We start from the raw sequence: 15,811 nt of genomic DNA on the forward strand, positions 1-15,811 counted from the left end.
TTGTGCACCTCAACGCTTTCGGCCTACCTGCGCTCTACTGTCCAGATAGAACTAATTTCGCTCGAACAGGTGCCCTATGATGAGTACCTTCGCGCTATTAAGAGTTCAGCTTTTACGATTTTCAGCCTTCCCCCTCTCACAGGCCAGATGGTGATGGAAATTGAATTCTCCGTTTTGTTCGGTATGCTCGATCGAATGTTGGGCGGCACCGGCAAAGTGACCTCGCGAACTGATCTTACCGAGATCGAACGCCCGTTGGTTTCTAATATCATCAACCGAATGTTCTCCTCGATGAAAAGCTCATGGGAAAGCGTTCTGAGTGTTAACCCAACCATCGAGAGTATTGAAACTAATACCCAGTTCGTCCAAATCGTCCCGCCAAACGATGTGGTCATTACGATTTTGTTCGAAGTCAGGCTCGGAGAACAGCGGGGCGCGATGAGCATGTGTATCCCTTACATGGTCCTTAAGCCCGTTACTCAAAAACTCGGCGCGCAAAGGTGGTTGTCCAATGTTCCTCGAAAGCCTTCCGCAGCGCACCGACAGCAAGTTTCCTGGCAAATCGGACGCACTGTAACCCCATGCTCAGTCCGGTTAGGACAATCGCGAATTAATATCCGAGAGTTCCTTGATTTGCGCGAAGGCGATGTGATTAAGCTCGACCAAGAGACGGATGAAGAGATCCTCATGCTGGTCGGCAATCAACCCAAATTCAAAGGCAAGCCGGCGCTTAAGGGGAAAAAGCTCGTTTTCAGCATTAGTAGATTGGTGGAGGATTAAGAAGACCTATGATAATAACTCCTGAGATGCTTTCAAAATTAGTCGATTTTCAAATGCAAGCGTGGCAGCGCGCTTCTGCAGTAATGTCTGAGAACGTCAGCATGATGGTGGAGGCAGCTCCTGCTGAGCCAGTTTCGGTTCACACAAGTGATTTGATGACGGAATTAACGTTCCCTGTGCTTGCCATTGAATTCACTCTGTCAAGCATGCCCGCACGCTCGCAAGTCTTAATCATCAACCATGAGGATGCAATCGCACTTGCCGGTGTCATCACAGGGGACCCTACGCCAGTTTTTAATGATATGATCGCCGAAACGTTGACCCCTTCATTAAAGGTCTTCACCGAGGAGTTCTATGCGGCGATTTCGGGCGCTACCGGCACTGATCACTCTGTTCAGAATCTTACCGTTAAGGCCGGAGCGTTTTCTTTCCCCACGAACTTCCTCGAAGCAACTGATGTTGTCCAATCTGTTGGCTCATGTAAAATTGGCGAGGAAGCAATACCGTTTTCTATCATGTGGCTTTTGGATTGCGAAAGCCTTGCATCTCTTCTTGGCATATTGAAAATTGAACCTGCGGAAGATCCTTTCCAACAAATTGATGGGCTAAATCTCGGCTCTAACACCACGGAATTATCGCTCCCACAATTTGAAGATAGCAAATCAACTGAAGAGACTGGGTTGGAATTGCTACTTGATATTCCTCTAGAGGTTACGGTTGAGCTAGGACGAGTAAGGATGTTGATTAAAGAAGTCGTTGACCTCGGCCCTGGTTCGATTGTCGAGCTTGATGCGGTTGTCGGTGACCCGGTCGACGTAATGGTTAATGGGCGGCTCGTTGCACGTGGTGAAGTAGTTGTCTTAGGCGACAACTTTGGAGTCCGCGTGTCTGAGATCATGAGCCCGACCGCGCGTCTGCAGCGAATCGGCGAGAGGGAATAATGGCCTTTCTATCAAACGCAGCAAAAAGGGACGGCCTGCTGCGGGCTTTGGGTTTAGTGTTTGTCCTGGCAATCTCATTAGCGACCTGGGCTCAAACACCAACCTCGACTCTCAGCCCAGCGCCAACTAAACCGGTGGTCACGACTCCTGCCCTTGCAACGCCAACACCGGTTACCCCATCGGCTAATACTTTGGGAACACGTGATGATCCAATTCCGACCAATACCCTGCCGGCGGTTGAGACTAAAAATGTTGTGCAGATGCTTTTCGCACTGGCAGTGGTTGCGCTGATAATTAAGTTTCTTTTGCCTCGATGGTTGCAGCGAATGGGCGGTTTGAAAGGCGCAAGTGGGTTCGGCGAAATCAAATTGATTGAATCGAAGCCTCTCAACAACGGAACGCTTCATCTTATCGAAGCTCGCGGCCGAACATTGCTTGTAGCAACAACTCAGGGCGGCGCTAATCTTATTGCCGATCTTACTGAGTTTGAAGAACAGCCTGCTCCTCAGACTGACAAGAGCTTTGAAACTGAACTCAGAAAAGCCAAGCCTAAAGCGCCGACACCCGACCCGGAAGACCCCCAGCCGACTCGTGATAACGTCGAGGAAACGCTCGAGCGCCTGAAGCGCTTATCGGGACAATAATTATGAGACCCATTCAGACTTTGGTGCGGCGATTTGCACCCCAAAAAACCTGGTTAAAATGCGGGCTAATTGTAGCAATAGTAATGCTTGCATCAGCAGTCTATTCACAAAATCTTGCGCTGCCTAGAGTGCAGATTGGCCTTGAATCGACTAAAAACCCAAAGGATGTTGCGGTCACTCTCCAAGTTTTGGCGATGCTGACCATCCTCTCAGTTGCGCCAGCCTTCCTCATCATGATGACCGGATTTACTCGAATTATTATCGTGCTGTCATTCCTTCGAAGCGCAATCGGCGCGCAAAGCATCCCACCAAACCAAATATTAATCGGTCTCAGCTTGTTTTTGACTTTCTTTGTAATGACCCCTGTCTTTGATCAAATTAATAATAACGCCATCCAGCCTTACATGGCGAATAAAATCACTTTCCAGCAAGCTACAACAAATGCTGAAATTCCTTTGCGCTCTTTCATGCTGCGCCAAACTTATGACCGTGACCTTGGCTTATTCTTGCGCTTACGCAATCAGCCAAGGCCCAAAACACCAGATGATTTATCCCTTTTGACCGTTGTGCCTGCGTTTGTTACCAGCGAATTGAAAACAGCATTTATTATTGGATTTTATATCTATGTTCCGTTCCTGGTAATCGACTTGGTTATAGCCAGTGTTTTGATGTCGATGGGAATGATGATGCTACCGCCAGTAATGATTTCACTGCCGGCCAAGATACTTGTATTTATTCTATCAAATGGTTGGTACGTGCTTATTGGCGCGATTGCGCAAGGTTTTAGATAGAAACGAGCTTAAGGAGGTGCTGTTTTGACTGCAACTGATGTTTTGGCGATTGGTAGACAAGCGATGATCGTCGCCTTGTCGGTTAGCATGCCGGTGCTGCTGTTCGGCCTAGTCGCAGGCGTTTTGATCAGCGTTTTCCAAGCTGTAACTCAAATCCAGGAAATGACGCTAAGCTTCGTGCCCAAGATTTTGGCCGTCATTTTATCGCTGATGCTTTTCGGCTCATGGATGATGGATCAAATGGTGACATTTACTCAAGATTCGTTTACTCATATTCCACCCATCACCTCAAGATAACTAAAAACCATGGCTATCGACACTGTCTTTTTCTATACATTCCTGCTCATTTTCGTCCGGTCCACATCGATGTTTGCGACTTCACCGATATTTAATGGATTGGGTGTTCCAGTACAGGTACGTATCGGTTTAGGCGGTGTATTAGGATTAGCCTTGGCCCCAGTGCTGCGAGCGCATGTGGGAGCTGTGCCAACTGAAATGTTAGCTTTCATCGGTGCGATCGCGCATGAGGCGCTTATCGGGATTTTATTGGGTTTTCTTGTAACGCTGCTTTTGAGTGCGGCAGAGATGGCAGGTCATTTTCTCGACATGCAGATCGGGTTTGGAATGATGCAATTGTTAAATCCACAGACCCAAACCACAACAACTCTGCTGGCAGGATTTAAGATGAATTTAGCAATCGTGCTATTTCTCATTCTCAATGGCCACCACATACTGTTGACAGCATTTGCCAAAAGCTACGAAATGGCGCCTGGAACAGGGATGATAGCTCTCCAGCATTTATGTGGCTCGATGTCGTTAATTTTGAGCCAAATTTTACTCTTAGCGGTTCAGATAGCCGCTCCGGTTGGGGCAACCCTTATCGTTGCAGATATTGCAATGGCAGCAATGTCCCGAGCAGTGCCGCAGATGCCAGTTTTCATCATCGGCGCTCCAGCGAAGATAATCGTAGGAATGATGTCCCTAGCCGTCGCCCTCCCCTCCATGGCCTGGGCCATCTCCTACGCTATCACTTTAAACGAACGTCAAATAGGAATGCTTTTCAAGACTTTAAGGTGATAGGGCAGTACGTTTTCTTCTAACCACCCTTCTCTGAAGGGAAGAGGAGTTAGATATAAGGTTAAGCAAGCCCCCCTCCCTTTAGGGAGGTGCCAAGGGTAGGAAATTCGGAATCTTAATACGAAATACGAAATAGGATCTCATGGCAAACGGCGAAGAAAAAACAGAACAGGCAACTCAAAAACGCAGGCAGGATGCGCGGAAGAAAGGGCAGGTTTGTAAATCAACCGAGCTTTCGTCTGCACTCGACTTCCTCGCCTTTGCAATATTGGTGCCAGCGATGAGCATGACCTTATCGAGCAGCTTCTGCCAAACGATGACTGAAGGGCTTCGGAACATCGCCGACACGAGCTTCACCCCAAACGATATCATTAGACATATCTATACTTCTGCCCTCCCAGCTATAAAAGGATGGTTACCACTCATAGGATTTACAGCGCTAGTAGGTGTCGCATCGAACTTGCTACAGGTCGGGTTTCTATTCTCATTACAACCCATTAAACCGGATTTATCCCGAATTGATCCGCTCAAAGGCTTTCAACGCCTCTTCTCAACCCGAGCCGTCGCCGATATGCTTAAGGCCATCTTTAAAACACTCATCATTGGTGGGATTGCCTGGCAAACACTTCAAAGCGAATGGTTAAGTATAATCCAGACAGGTCTAATGCCTGCTACTCATGGGTTTGCTGTGGTTGGGCATGTTCTCTATCTGATTGCGCTTCGTGTGGGTTTTCTATGGCTTGTCTTAGCGAGCGCTGACTATTTTTATCAACGATGGATGTACGAAAAGAATATGCGCATGACCAAAGATGAAGTGCGCAGGGAAATGAAAGAACAGGAAGCCAGCCCATTTGTCAAAGGCAAGTTAAAGCAGCGCCAACGTCAACTCTCACGCAACCGAATGATACAGGATGTCCGAAAAGCCGATGTGATTGTAACAAACCCGATTACCTACGCGGTCGCCCTACGCTACGACTCATCCTCAATGAGGTCCCCAAAAGTATTAGCCAAAGGACGTCTGAAAGTAGCTCAAAGAATTAGAGAAGAAGCCCTCCGCCACAACGTCCCCATAATCCCCAATCCCCCCTTAGCGCGAGAGCTTTACGCCTCAGTAGAAATCGGTGAAGAAGTCCCTACCACCCTCTTCCAAGCTGTCGCTGAACTCTTAGCATACGTCTACACACTAAGAAACACCAAGCGAAAGGCTTAGGCGCTTCACTACTCCACTTTCACTTTCACATAGTCACTCATCGCTTCGCAGGCGATGGTTTTGTTGCTGGTGGCGGTGTCTAGGGCTATGAGAAGGGCTTTGGCGGTGTCTAGGGAGGTCAGACACTGGATGCCGTGTTCGATGGAGGCTCTACGGATGATTAAGCCTTCCATCTCGGCTTTGCGATCGTTGGAGGGGGTATTGATTAATAGATCAACGCGATTTGTTCGTAACATGTCGAGCAGGTTGGGACTGCCCATGTTCATTTTGGGAACGATTTGAACTTCGATCCCGGCTTTATGAATAGCTTTGCCGGTTCCTGGAGTAGCAAAGATGCGGAAACCTCTCTGCGCGAAAGCGCAGGCGAGTTCAACCGCTTCCTCTTTATCGGCATCGGCAACGGTCAGCAGCACCGAACCACCTTTTGGCACTTCGATGCCTGAGGCAAGCATCGCTTTATAAAGGGCGGCGGAGTAGTTGCTATCCACGCCCATAATTTCGCCGGTTGACTTCATTTCTGGGCCGAGCGAGACGTCCACTTTGGTCAATTTAAGGAATGAGAACACAGGCGCTTTAACTGCGACGGTCGTACCTATGGGATGCACGCCGGGCTTCCAACCGAGTTCTTTCAAAGTATGTCCCAGCATCATCTGGGTCGCCAAGCGAACCATCGGGACGTTGGTGACTTTGGAGATGTAGGGAACCGTGCGGCTGGCGCGTGGGTTTACTTCCAGAACATACGCCTGGTCATTGGCTACCACATATTGAACATTCATCAGGCCGCGAACACCGAGCGCTTTGGCAATACGGCAGCCATAATCGACAATCTGATCTTTAACCCTTTCCGAAAGCCCTATCGGCGGATAGACCGCCATGCTGTCACCGCTATGAACTCCGGCACGCTCAATGTGTTCCATAATGCCGGGAATAAGCGCTTCGTCCCCATCACAAATAAGGTCGGTTTCCGCTTCACAGCCGCGCACATATTTGTCTACCAGCACTGGCGCATTCTGTGAAACGCTGACGGCCATCGTCATGTAGTTATCGAGTTCTGTATCGTTAAACACTATCTCCATCGCACGTCCACCAAGAACGTAAGAAGGACGCACCAACACCGGATAACCTATCTCAGCCGCCACCCGTTTGGCCGCTTCGACATTGGTCACCGCTCGCCCTGCCGGCTTGGGGATTTGAAGTTCATTAAGCACTCGCTCGAACTTATCACGATCTTCGGTGATATCAATCGCTTCCGGCGGAGTGCCGAAGATGTGAACACCCGCATCCGCCAATGAATTCACAAGGTTAATCGCCGTCTGACCGCCAAACTGAACAATCACACCCTCGGGCTTTTCGTAGTCGATCAGGTTCAAAACGTCTTCAAGGGTAATCGGGTCAAAATAAAGGCCATCGGAGGTATCGAAATCAGTCGAGACCGTCTCCGGGTTGTTATTGATAATAATGGCCTCATACCCAGCTTCCCTCAGCGCCCAGACGGAATGCACAGTACAGTAATCAAATTCAATTCCCTGCCCAATTCGGATAGGCCCGGAACCAATGACCAGCACCTTTTTGGGATTAGTGGAAGCTATCTTATCGTGTACACCGTCATAACAGGAATAGTAATAAGGCGTCATCGCTTCGAATTCAGCGGCACAAGTATCGACCATTTTGTAAGCAGGAACAATTCCTAATTTAATGCGAGCCTGCCGAACCGTACGCTCTTTAAGACCGGTGAAATCGGCGACGGTTCGGTCGGGGAAACCCATTCGCTTGGCCTGTTTCAGCAAGTCAGCGCCTTCGCAGGGTTGAGGATTCAGACAGGTTCTTCTTAGCTCACCAGACTTTTCGCTCAACTGCTTTTCCATCGCGACCATCGTTTGCAGCTTTTCGAGGAACCATCGGTCAATCTTGGTGAGACTCATCAATTCTTTAACGGTCATGCCGCGGCGAAAAGCTTCGGCAAGCACGAACAACCGCTCATCCGTCGCAACTGTAAGCTTGCTTTCGAGTTCCATTTCGCTCAGGCGAGTTGCGGCAGGATCGCGTAAGTCGCACCGTCCGATTTCCAAGCTGCGAATAGCCTTCATCATCGCCGATTCGAAGCTGCGGTCGATGGACATAACCTCGCCGGTTGCCTTCATCTGAGTGCCAAGGGAACGATCGCCAAATTGGAACTTATCAAACGGCCAGCGCGGAATTTTAACCACAATATAATCCAGCGCAGGTTCAAAACAGGCTTTGGTAGCTTTGGTGACAGCGTTGTCGATTTCATCCAGAGTTAAGCCTATTGCAATCTTAGCCGAAACGCGGGCAATAGGATAGCCGGTTGCTTTGGAAGCCAATGCCGATGACCGCGACACTCTCGGGTTGACCTCGATTACATAGTAGTCAAAGCCGTTCGGATTGACCGCTAACTGGACATTGCAGCCGCCTTCAATACCCAGCGCTCGGATAATACGCAGAGAGGCGGAGCGCAGCATTTGATATTCTTTATCGGAAAGTGTTTGGGAAGGGGCGACCACAATGGAATCGCCCGTATGGATGCCCATAGGATCGAAGTTTTCCATGTTGCAGATAGTGATGCAGCTATCGGCCCTATCGCGCATCACTTCGTACTCGATTTCCTTCCAGCCAAGCAGACTGCGCTCAATCATCACCTGGTGGCGCATCGATAGCTTGAGTCCTCGTGAACCGATCTCAATCAATTCTTCCACATCATGCGCAACCCCACCGCCAGTGCCGCCTAAAGTGTAAGCAGGACGGATGATGCATGGGTAAGGACACAATTTTGATACTTCATGAAGCTCGCCAACGTTTTCGACGATCCAGCTTTCAGGGACCGGCTCATTAATCCGCCGCATCATGTCGCGGAAACGTTCACGGTCTTCCGCATCCTGAATTGCGCTAAGGGGTGTGCCCAGGAGCTTTACATTGTATTCTTCCAAAACACCTTTGAGAGCAAGTTCAGTGGCAAGGTTCAAACCCGTTTGCCCACCAAGGGTAGGCAACAGACCATCAGGCCGTTCTTGGGCAATCACACGGGTAGCGAATTCAACGTTAAGAGGCTCAATATAGACCCGATCCGCCATTTCGGTATCGGTCATGATGGTTGCTGGGTTGGAATTAATCAGGACGACCGACACGCCTTCTTCACGCAATGCCGTACAAGCCTGCGTCCCCGCATAATCAAACTCCGCCGCCTGCCCGATCATAATCGGCCCAGACCCGATAACCATCACTTTTTTTATTGAGCTATCTTTAGGCATAAATTCTCCGGGGGAACCTCACCCACAAGCTAAGGGGGTTAAAGTCAGGCGCTCACTCTCTATTACATAGGTACCTCCCCCATTGCAGGGGAGGTAAGCCGAGGGGATGAGGACCATCCCCATTACTATTCAGTTTGCTTCAGAGGAGATTGCCACGTCGCTTCGCTCCTCGCAATGACACTTCTATTTGTTAGTGCTTGCCCGGATCTTGCTTCTTGCTTCTTGCCTCTTGCTTCGATCCCTCTCCCCTACTCTTCAGGGCAGATCATGATTTTGTTATGCTCGGGGCTGCCCATTACTTCCAACGCTTCGTGGATTTTCGTAAGCGGGAAGCGGTGGGTGACGATCTTGCCTGGGTCGATGACGCCGCGCTCCATCAGGCGGATGGCTTTGCTCATGGCTTCGGTGTTAGTGCCGAAGCTGGCATCCATTCTCGCTTCGAGGAAGTGGGTGAGGCCGCCTTCGAGTTCGAACGTTTCGGGGGTTGTAATGCCGAATACGTTCCAGTGAGTGCCTCGGCGAAGCAGACTGATCATCAACTTAACGGCCCCAATCGGACCGGCAGCTTCGACAATCACATCCGGACCTTCGGGGCAAATCTCGTAGATTCGCTTCTTCGCATCTTCCTTGGCAGGATTAACCGTATGGGTTGCACCCAATTCGACCGCGTTATTAAGGGCATATTCGCTGGTATCGACCGCAATTAGATTGCCTGCGCCTGCTGCGCCAGCGATCATCATACAAAGCATACCTATCGAACCTACACCAATAATAACGACGGTATCACCAAGTCCAGCTTCGCTATATTTATAAGTGCCTTTCCATGCGCCCGACAAAGGTTCGGTGATGGCTGCTGCATCCCAAGAGATGTTTTTGGGCTTAAAGTAAAGCGAAGTGTCTCTGGTTTTCATGTATTCAGCGAAAGCGCCATCCCATATATCGGGCGGGCCATCGCCGCCGGTGACGAAAGAATGCTCGCAATAGTGAGTTAATCCGACACGACAGTTATAACAAAAACCGCAGAAACCGGATGGCTGGCAGATAACTTCATCGCCAGGTTTGAAAGCAGACACGCCGGGACCGACGGCAGTGACTACACCACTTGGCTCATGGCCGGTGATGGTCGGGAATTTAACGTTTCGTCGAACGCCTTTAATTGCCTTATAATCCGTTGCGCAGATACCGCAGGACTTAATCTTAACGACCACATCGCCAAAGTTCTTTGGTTCAGGGATCGGAACTTGCTCGAGCCTCAGGTCGTTGAAATCATGAAGCACGGCCGCCAACATCGTTTTGCCGCTCATAAATGGACTCCTCTAGGTGGTTTAAATTCGCCTGCGCCCCATTAAAGGGACACAAGAATTGGGGAAGGCGAGTGACCTGTTGCCTCTCTCGCTACCCCGTGCAATTTTACCCTTTTCGTTCAACGAAATCTGCCGTTTCACGGATTGCGAATCCGTAAATGCTTGATAACCGGAATTTGGTGTAGAGTTTATCCCCTGAATCCCATTCATCCTCACCCCTGAGTAGGCCTTCAGGCCGTATCGAAGGGTGATAACGACTGGCGCCCGCTTTGGACTAATTCTCACTAAACTCTGATGTGTCATTGCGAAGATGATTTTACCGAAGCAACCCCCTCTTGACCTTATGCCTCAGCTATCATTAATATACTCTGCTTGCCCCTTCCTTCCTTTGCCGCCTGGCGTATGACACCTCCATTTGGAACTCATGGTAAAATGCGTATAGCTATTCTTCTAGGAATTGGGCTGGCGATCGTACTGTTTGCGCATACGGGAACTTTCCAAGCAATAATCGCCCCGCTTATTAAGTCTGAGAAAAGCGGTGGCTCATCGCCTATGGGATTTGGAGGTATGTAATGAAGATCACTCTATCACCATCACAGCTAAGATGCTTCGAAGAGATTGACAGACTGGCTACACCTGGAACAATTATGATTTTAGGTGGCGCTGGAGGCTCCGGCAGAAGTACCGTGCTTCGAGCACTTGCGCAGCATAGAGAAGGTGAGCTTCTTACGATGCGCCAGTTTATGGAGTGGCAGAGAGATACCCATCCACTACGACTGGAAGAAACCCTTGAATGGCTTCTAACGCACCACCTTTCACAATCCGAAACGGTGCTATTTGATGATTTGGATCGCTTATTGGAAGTCATGCGAAGCGCCAATTATCCGCGTCAAGAATATGTTGATGCCGCCCTTGCCGAAATTCCAACACAGATAGCAGACGAAAAGCGAACTTTTATTTGTGTTTGCTCCATCCAGCCACCCGCGCCGCTTCTTATCGCGCATAAGAGTAATATCCGCTCGTTCACCGTTGAGGATTATGAATTCTTCTTCAAGACTTTCTTGGGTGATTGCGTTTCATCTTTAAATTCCTCAGAAATATACTCCGCCGCTGACCATTTGAATGCAAGGCAGATTAAAAGCTTGTCATCACTGATGAAGGCCGAACAGGTCTTCTCAACTGAAGCGGTTATTCGGATGCTTAGTGATCCACGTCTATTTATCGAGGCAGGATAACGGCAAATGAGTGAGGAAAGCAAAGTCCTGGAAACAGTTCCCCCAAGATGTCCAGAGCTAATATTGCCTCGAACGGTATGGTGGGAACGGGACGTGCCTTTGAAGCTACTGCTCAGAAATGAAGGGCTTTGGCTGTTGATTGTTTTGGGAATTTTAGGAACAGCGCTTGTCCTTCACCCCGACCCGCGCGGTTACGGCACCCATCGTCAGATATTTCTTCCCCCATGTTCATTCCAATTTATCACCGGCCGCCCATGCCCTACTTGCGGGTTGACAACCAGCTTCACCGCAATGGCGCATCTTCAGTTACTGACCGCTATAAAAGCCAACCTATTCGGCCCGGTTATCTTTTTGGGGATGTTAGTTCATAGCAGCTTTGTCGCCTATGGCATTTTCAAACGCCAAAGAATTCGAATCAATCCCCGGTTCGCCAATCGGGTTGGACTAACTTGCGTTGGAGTGATTTTGCTCTATGGAACTATCCGTTGCTTTCTGTGGCATCCCTAATGCATTTTGATGTCCCAGTTGTAGGGGACTTCGGGGCTATCATAAGGAAGCCTGAATTCGTCCGGTTGACTGGTGTTATAGATTTCGGTTGGAAGATTGAGAAGGTAGGCAGTATCAACTCCAATTGTCTTGTAGCCATGAACTACACCCGGCGGGATCACAATCTGCTTCTGGTCTTTATCGCCTAGGAACACTTCAGTAACCTGTCCTTTAGTTGGCGAATTTTCGCGGGCATCATAGCAAACCGCTTTGACCATCCCCTTGATCACAACCCAATAGTCCCATTGCTTCTCATGCCAATGCCAGGCACGAACGACACCCGGGTAGTTTAATGAAACATAAGCCTGCCCGAATTGACGGAACACATCCTCATCCGCACGCAACATTTCCATGAGCGTCCCACGTTCATCTGCATGAACTTTTAGCGATTTAATGATGAGACCTTCGATCATTGCTGCCTCTTTTTGCGTAGATTATGTTATCATCATAGCATAAATTAACTGAGGTAAGCGATGAAGGTATTAGTAGTCGGAAGTGGCGGTCGCGAGCATGCTATTGTTTCAAAACTGGCGCAAAGCCCAAATGTTAAACGATTATTTTGCGCGCCAGGCAATGCGGGCATTGCCGAGCAGGCAGAACTTGTGCCTATCACGCCGCAAACGGACTCACTAATAAGATTCGCGATAGAAAACAAAATCGATTTGACGATTATCGGCCCCGAATCGCCGCTTATTGCCGGTTTAGTGGACGACATGGAAGAAGTCGGTCTGAAAGTTTTTGGCCCAAGATCCGCAGCCGCTGAGCTAGAAGGAAGCAAAGCATTCGCCAAAGATCTTATGAGAGCGAATTCGATCCCAACAGCCGAATTTGAAACCTTTACCGATTCACATTCTGCCAAAGATTATGTTAAAAAGCGTTCTGATGCCGGAATGAAATTGGTCATCAAAGCTAGTGGCCAAGCGCTTGGGAAAGGCGCTATCGTCACCGAGTCTCTCGGCCAGGCACTCGATGCAGTCGAAATGCTTATGGACCGCAATACACTCGGCGAGGCTGGCAAGACCGTCGTAGTCGAAGATCGCCTGGAAGGTCCTGAGTTGTCCATCATGGCTATCAGCGACGGCACGACCGTAACGATGCTCCAAGGCTCTCAGGATTACAAGCGCGTTTATGACGGCAACCAAGGCGCCAACACAGGCGGCATGGGAAGCTACACTCCAGTACCATTCCTAACTGATGAGCTTCAGGCATCTATCTACAAAAAAATTGTGCGCCCAACAGTGAAGGCGATGGCCGATAAAGGAATTCCCTATAAAGGTGTTCTCTTCCCAGGTGTCCTCGTTCAAGAAGGTCTGCCGTATACCCTTGAATTCAACTGCCGTTTCGGCGATCCCGAAACTCAATCAGTGCTCCAAATGCTCGAAAACGACTTTTTGGAAGTTGCAATGGCAGTCGTCGAAGAACGCCTCGATCAAGTCGAAATTCGCTGGAAGAAAGGGGCGGCTGTCTGTGTCGTTATGGCAAGCCGCGGCTATCCCGGAGAATACAAGACGGGTTTCCCCATCGAAGGCCTCGAACAAGCTAAAAAGATCCCCGGCGTAAGCGTTATGCACTCCGGAACCAGACTTCTTGGCGATACAATCGTCACCTCAGGCGGTCGGGTCTTAGGCGTCACCGCCACTGGCCCCACCATCCAAGAAGCCCGCAAACTCGCCTATCAAGCCTGCGACCAAATCCATTTCGAAGGCGCCCACTACCGCCGAGACATCGCCGAGGGGATTAGTTAGGAAACGTAGCAAGATGCAAGATTCCGGATTAGATTAAGATTAGGATTGCCGGTAATACACTCTATAACGTGTCATTGCGAGGCTGATTGTGCCGAAGCAACCCACTCTGAAACCTTTTAAACAGATTCTTCGCTTCGTTCAGAATGACACATTTTTCAATGTGTAAGAGGCTACGCCGCCTGACTCTCCATAAGAAAAGAAAACCCGCATCCCTAAGTAGGCCTCCGGGCTGTATCGAAGGGCGGTCAGGATTAACAATCTAATAGTTTATGCCTTTAGCCAAATCCAGGTCTTGCTTCTTGCTTCTAGCTTCTAGCTTCTAGCTTCTTGTTTCTATCCCCTCCCCCTAACTCCTCGGGCAACGCGCTCGTAAGGCTTCGTAAGTTCGTTAGGAGTCGTCAGGGTCTTCGGGGCCCATGTTCAGAAGAAATCTTGTGCCTGGCAAGGCCATGTCTAAGAGTCCGTTTATCTTCTCTAGATTCCACCAAGCTTGCATGATAACCGTTCGGTTCTCAAAAGCCTTTATCGCTGGGCGAGGGCCGACAGCTTGGAAAACACGATTAATTCCCCTAAGGTTGGGGATTTTGTTGAAGTTGTCATACTGATGATCGGCGGCGGCGCAACAATGCATGAAAAGGCCGCCGTGATCTTCACTCAAACGGGTAAGGGTAGGCAGGCAGAATTCCTCAAAATCCCTCACGCTCATCGAACCGGCTTCATCTTCTGAAAGCCAAATACCTAATTCTTCCGGACCGTAGGCGTAAGGGCAATGGCTCATGCTGCAAATTGGAAACTGTTTTTTGAACTCGGTGAAGAAGCTAGTGAGTAATTGGTAACACTTGTCCACCAAACGTTTGACCGCTTCAGGCTCTTCTCTCATGGCGATAAACATATCTTGTTTTCGCCAAATAAGAGCGGCGATATCGAAGGGGCTTTGGATATCAGGCACTCCGACGGGTACATCCGTCCCAAGCCGCTCTTGAGCCAGATAGTACAGCTCGAATATTCGTTCTATCAGTCGTACATTCAGGCTCGGCGCTTCGAGCTTATCAGCTTCTTCGGATGTACACACCAACGGGAGGGCGAACGGGATATTTTGCCCGTCTATCTTCACCGGCGCGCCAAAACATGCTGCAAAGAACTCTGTTCCTACCCAAGAACCGGCCCAAGGAACACTGTCATCCCCTATCATAAGATGCCACCGAAGCCGATCTTCATACATTTGCAAAGTACACGGCAGCCAATCTTTGACAGGAGCTTCGGACACCGCTGCATCCCCATCCGGCTTTTCAAACGGTTTTCCTAAGGGGTCCATAATAATCGCATGCCCCCGGAATTCACCCGCAAATAAATCCACCAAAAATTGTCGATTTTTCTTCGCTGAAGCTAACATCTATAACCCTTTCACGAAAAACTGATGCCGAAGTATGATACCCGCGTGTTTGGTAAAGGAGGGATGTCAAGAAGAATAGGTCGTAAAAATGGAGGCTAGCGGACTCGAACCGCTGACCGCCGCCTTGCAAAGGCGATGCTCTCCCAACTGAGCTAAGCCCCCATGTCGAAGTAAAAAATGGGCCCGACCTGATTCGAACAGGTGACCTCACCCTTATCAGGGGTGCGCTCTAACCAACTGAGCTACGGGCCCAAGCACAGGATAGAATACATCAACCTGCTTGGAATTGTCAAGACTATATCTTCGTCAGTATCAACTAGAACTTCACCTGTGGGGCTTCGCGCTGGTCGGGAGTGGCGTCTAACTCGAAATAATCGCGTTTGCCAAAACCTGATCTTTCCGCTATAAACGAGGTAGGGAAGGTCTGACGCAAAGTTTCATATAACATCACTGTGTCATTATAGAACTGGCGGGCAAAGCGTATCTTGTCTTCAGTATCCGCCAAAGCTGCTTGCAACTGCTGGAAGTTCTCACTGGCACGAAGTTGTGGATAGGCTTCGGCAATTGCGAAAATCGACCGCAATCCCTGTGCGACTATATTCTCCGCCTGAGCCTGATCCGTGACGGTTCCTGCTTTAAGCGCCCTTTCGCGAGCGTCCATTACGTTCTGGAACACCTGTTTCTCATGCTCGGCATAACCCTTGACCGTCTCGATTATGTTTGGAATTAAGTCGTATCGCCGCTTCAACTGCACATCGATCTGCGCCCAACCATTATCAATCCGATTGCGATGAGCAACCAGATTATTGTAAGTCCTCACATACCACACGGCTACCAGACAAAAAACGAATATCAGAAACCATATAAATAACATTGGGT

General features: G+C 49.4%; 16 protein-coding genes and 2 tRNA genes. 11 read left to right on the top strand and 7 right to left on the bottom strand.

Annotation, left to right across the window (positions count from 1 at the left end):
- The 7 genes from WCO51_01985 to flhB form a co-directional block, all read left to right on the top strand.
- The coding region (locus WCO51_01985; GenBank protein ID MEI6512028.1) for a FliM/FliN family flagellar motor switch protein at nt 1–780 on the top strand (780 nt) is incomplete at its 5' end.
- Between the two features lie 8 nt (nt 781–788).
- Entirely contained in the window at nt 789–1,721 is a 933-nt protein-coding gene (fliN, locus tag WCO51_01990) for a flagellar motor switch protein FliN (protein MEI6512029.1), read from the top strand.
- Nucleotides 1,721–2,365, top strand: a complete 645-nt coding sequence (locus WCO51_01995) for a flagellar biosynthetic protein FliO (GenBank protein ID MEI6512030.1) — start codon at nt 1,721–1,723, stop codon at nt 2,363–2,365. The genes fliN and WCO51_01995 overlap by 1 nt, the downstream gene beginning before the upstream one ends.
- Before the next feature lie 2 nt (nt 2,366–2,367).
- On the top strand, nt 2,368–3,156 hold the full coding sequence (gene fliP, locus WCO51_02000) for a flagellar type III secretion system pore protein FliP (GenBank protein MEI6512031.1): 789 nt from the start codon (nt 2,368–2,370) through the stop codon (nt 3,154–3,156).
- Nucleotides 3,157–3,180: 24 nt separating this feature from the next.
- Nucleotides 3,181–3,453: a flagellar biosynthesis protein FliQ gene (fliQ, locus tag WCO51_02005; GenBank protein ID MEI6512032.1), complete on the top strand. Its 273-nt coding sequence runs from the start codon at nt 3,181–3,183 to the stop codon at nt 3,451–3,453.
- 9 nt (nt 3,454–3,462) lie between these two features.
- Entirely contained in the window at nt 3,463–4,233 is a 771-nt protein-coding gene (gene fliR / locus WCO51_02010) for a flagellar biosynthetic protein FliR (protein ID MEI6512033.1), read from the top strand.
- Between the two features lie 142 nt (nt 4,234–4,375).
- A complete protein-coding gene (flhB, locus tag WCO51_02015) occupies nt 4,376–5,443 on the top strand; it encodes a flagellar biosynthesis protein FlhB (protein ID MEI6512034.1) in 1,068 nt (355 codons plus the stop codon).
- 8 nt (nt 5,444–5,451) lie between these two features.
- Here flhB and carB read toward each other — a convergent pair whose 3' ends face one another.
- Together carB and WCO51_02025 are read right to left on the bottom strand one after the other, a co-directional pair.
- Nucleotides 5,452–8,709, bottom strand: coding sequence for a carbamoyl-phosphate synthase large subunit (gene carB, locus WCO51_02020; protein ID MEI6512035.1), 3,258 nt, complete (start codon nt 8,707–8,709; stop codon nt 5,452–5,454).
- Nucleotides 8,710–8,957: 248 nt separating this feature from the next.
- Nucleotides 8,958–10,013, bottom strand: coding sequence for an alcohol dehydrogenase catalytic domain-containing protein (locus WCO51_02025; GenBank protein ID MEI6512036.1), 1,056 nt, complete (start codon nt 10,011–10,013; stop codon nt 8,958–8,960).
- Nucleotides 10,014–10,445: 432 nt separating this feature from the next.
- On the opposite strand from WCO51_02025, the gene WCO51_02030 reads away from it, so the two are divergent.
- From WCO51_02030 to WCO51_02040, 3 genes are read left to right on the top strand one after another with little or no spacing between them, the layout of a single operon-like run.
- A complete protein-coding gene (locus tag WCO51_02030; protein MEI6512037.1) occupies nt 10,446–10,586 on the top strand; it encodes a hypothetical protein in 141 nt (46 codons plus the stop codon).
- Nucleotides 10,586–11,248: a hypothetical protein gene (locus WCO51_02035; protein MEI6512038.1), complete on the top strand. Its 663-nt coding sequence runs from the start codon at nt 10,586–10,588 to the stop codon at nt 11,246–11,248. The genes WCO51_02030 and WCO51_02035 overlap by 1 nt, the downstream gene beginning before the upstream one ends.
- 6 nt (nt 11,249–11,254) lie before the next feature.
- Complete coding sequence (locus tag WCO51_02040) at nt 11,255–11,755, top strand: DUF2752 domain-containing protein (protein MEI6512039.1); 501 nt, start codon at nt 11,255–11,257, stop codon at nt 11,753–11,755.
- Here the strand turns inward: WCO51_02040 and WCO51_02045 are convergent.
- A complete protein-coding gene (locus WCO51_02045) occupies nt 11,752–12,207 on the bottom strand; it encodes a dTDP-4-dehydrorhamnose 3,5-epimerase family protein (GenBank protein ID MEI6512040.1) in 456 nt (151 codons plus the stop codon). The two genes, WCO51_02040 and WCO51_02045, sit on opposite strands and share 4 nt — an antisense overlap.
- A gap of 60 nt (nt 12,208–12,267) precedes the next feature.
- Between WCO51_02045 and purD the strand changes: the two genes are divergently transcribed.
- Nucleotides 12,268–13,539, top strand: a complete 1,272-nt coding sequence (gene purD, locus WCO51_02050) for a phosphoribosylamine--glycine ligase (protein ID MEI6512041.1) — start codon at nt 12,268–12,270, stop codon at nt 13,537–13,539.
- Between the two features lie 388 nt (nt 13,540–13,927).
- Here the strand turns inward: purD and WCO51_02055 are convergent, their stop codons facing one another.
- The 4 genes from WCO51_02055 to WCO51_02070 form a co-directional block, all read right to left on the bottom strand.
- Nucleotides 13,928–14,932, bottom strand: a complete 1,005-nt coding sequence (locus WCO51_02055; GenBank protein ID MEI6512042.1) for a uroporphyrinogen decarboxylase family protein — start codon at nt 14,930–14,932, stop codon at nt 13,928–13,930.
- Nucleotides 14,933–15,021: 89 nt separating this feature from the next.
- Nucleotides 15,022–15,094: transfer RNA gene (locus tag WCO51_02060), tRNA-Ala, on the bottom strand.
- A gap of 16 nt (nt 15,095–15,110) precedes the next feature.
- Nucleotides 15,111–15,184 (bottom strand) — tRNA-Ile (locus WCO51_02065).
- A gap of 64 nt (nt 15,185–15,248) precedes the next feature.
- Nucleotides 15,249–15,806, bottom strand: coding sequence for a LemA family protein (locus tag WCO51_02070; protein MEI6512043.1), 558 nt, complete (start codon nt 15,804–15,806; stop codon nt 15,249–15,251).
- Between the last annotated feature and the right edge of the window lie 5 nt (nt 15,807–15,811).

The organism is bacterium, assembly GCA_037131655.1.
In the GTDB taxonomy this organism is placed as follows: domain Bacteria; phylum Armatimonadota; class Fimbriimonadia; order Fimbriimonadales; family JBAXQP01; genus JBAXQP01.

Bases quoted from the DNA above. Each gene is read 5' to 3' on its own strand.
- WCO51_02030 (MEI6512037.1), top strand. From the start codon at position 10,446: ATGCGTATAGCTATTCTTCTAGGAATTGGGCTGGCGATCGTACTGTTT.
- WCO51_02055 (MEI6512042.1), bottom strand. From the start codon at position 14,932: ATGTTAGCTTCAGCGAAGAAAAATCGACAATTTTTGGTGGATTTATTT.
- fliR (MEI6512033.1), top strand. From the start codon at position 3,463: ATGGCTATCGACACTGTCTTTTTCTATACATTCCTGCTCATTTTCGTC.
- WCO51_02070 (MEI6512043.1), bottom strand. From the start codon at position 15,806: ATGTTATTTATATGGTTTCTGATATTCGTTTTTTGTCTGGTAGCCGTG.
- WCO51_01995 (MEI6512030.1), top strand. From the start codon at position 1,721: ATGGCCTTTCTATCAAACGCAGCAAAAAGGGACGGCCTGCTGCGGGCT.
- WCO51_02040 (MEI6512039.1), top strand. From the start codon at position 11,255: ATGAGTGAGGAAAGCAAAGTCCTGGAAACAGTTCCCCCAAGATGTCCA.
- carB (MEI6512035.1), bottom strand. From the start codon at position 8,709: ATGCCTAAAGATAGCTCAATAAAAAAAGTGATGGTTATCGGGTCTGGG.
- fliN (MEI6512029.1), top strand. From the start codon at position 789: ATGATAATAACTCCTGAGATGCTTTCAAAATTAGTCGATTTTCAAATG.
- WCO51_02045 (MEI6512040.1), bottom strand. From the start codon at position 12,207: ATGATCGAAGGTCTCATCATTAAATCGCTAAAAGTTCATGCAGATGAA.
- purD (MEI6512041.1), top strand. From the start codon at position 12,268: ATGAAGGTATTAGTAGTCGGAAGTGGCGGTCGCGAGCATGCTATTGTT.
- fliP (MEI6512031.1), top strand. From the start codon at position 2,368: ATGAGACCCATTCAGACTTTGGTGCGGCGATTTGCACCCCAAAAAACC.
- WCO51_02035 (MEI6512038.1), top strand. From the start codon at position 10,586: ATGAAGATCACTCTATCACCATCACAGCTAAGATGCTTCGAAGAGATT.
- flhB (MEI6512034.1), top strand. From the start codon at position 4,376: ATGGCAAACGGCGAAGAAAAAACAGAACAGGCAACTCAAAAACGCAGG.
- WCO51_02025 (MEI6512036.1), bottom strand. From the start codon at position 10,013: ATGAGCGGCAAAACGATGTTGGCGGCCGTGCTTCATGATTTCAACGAC.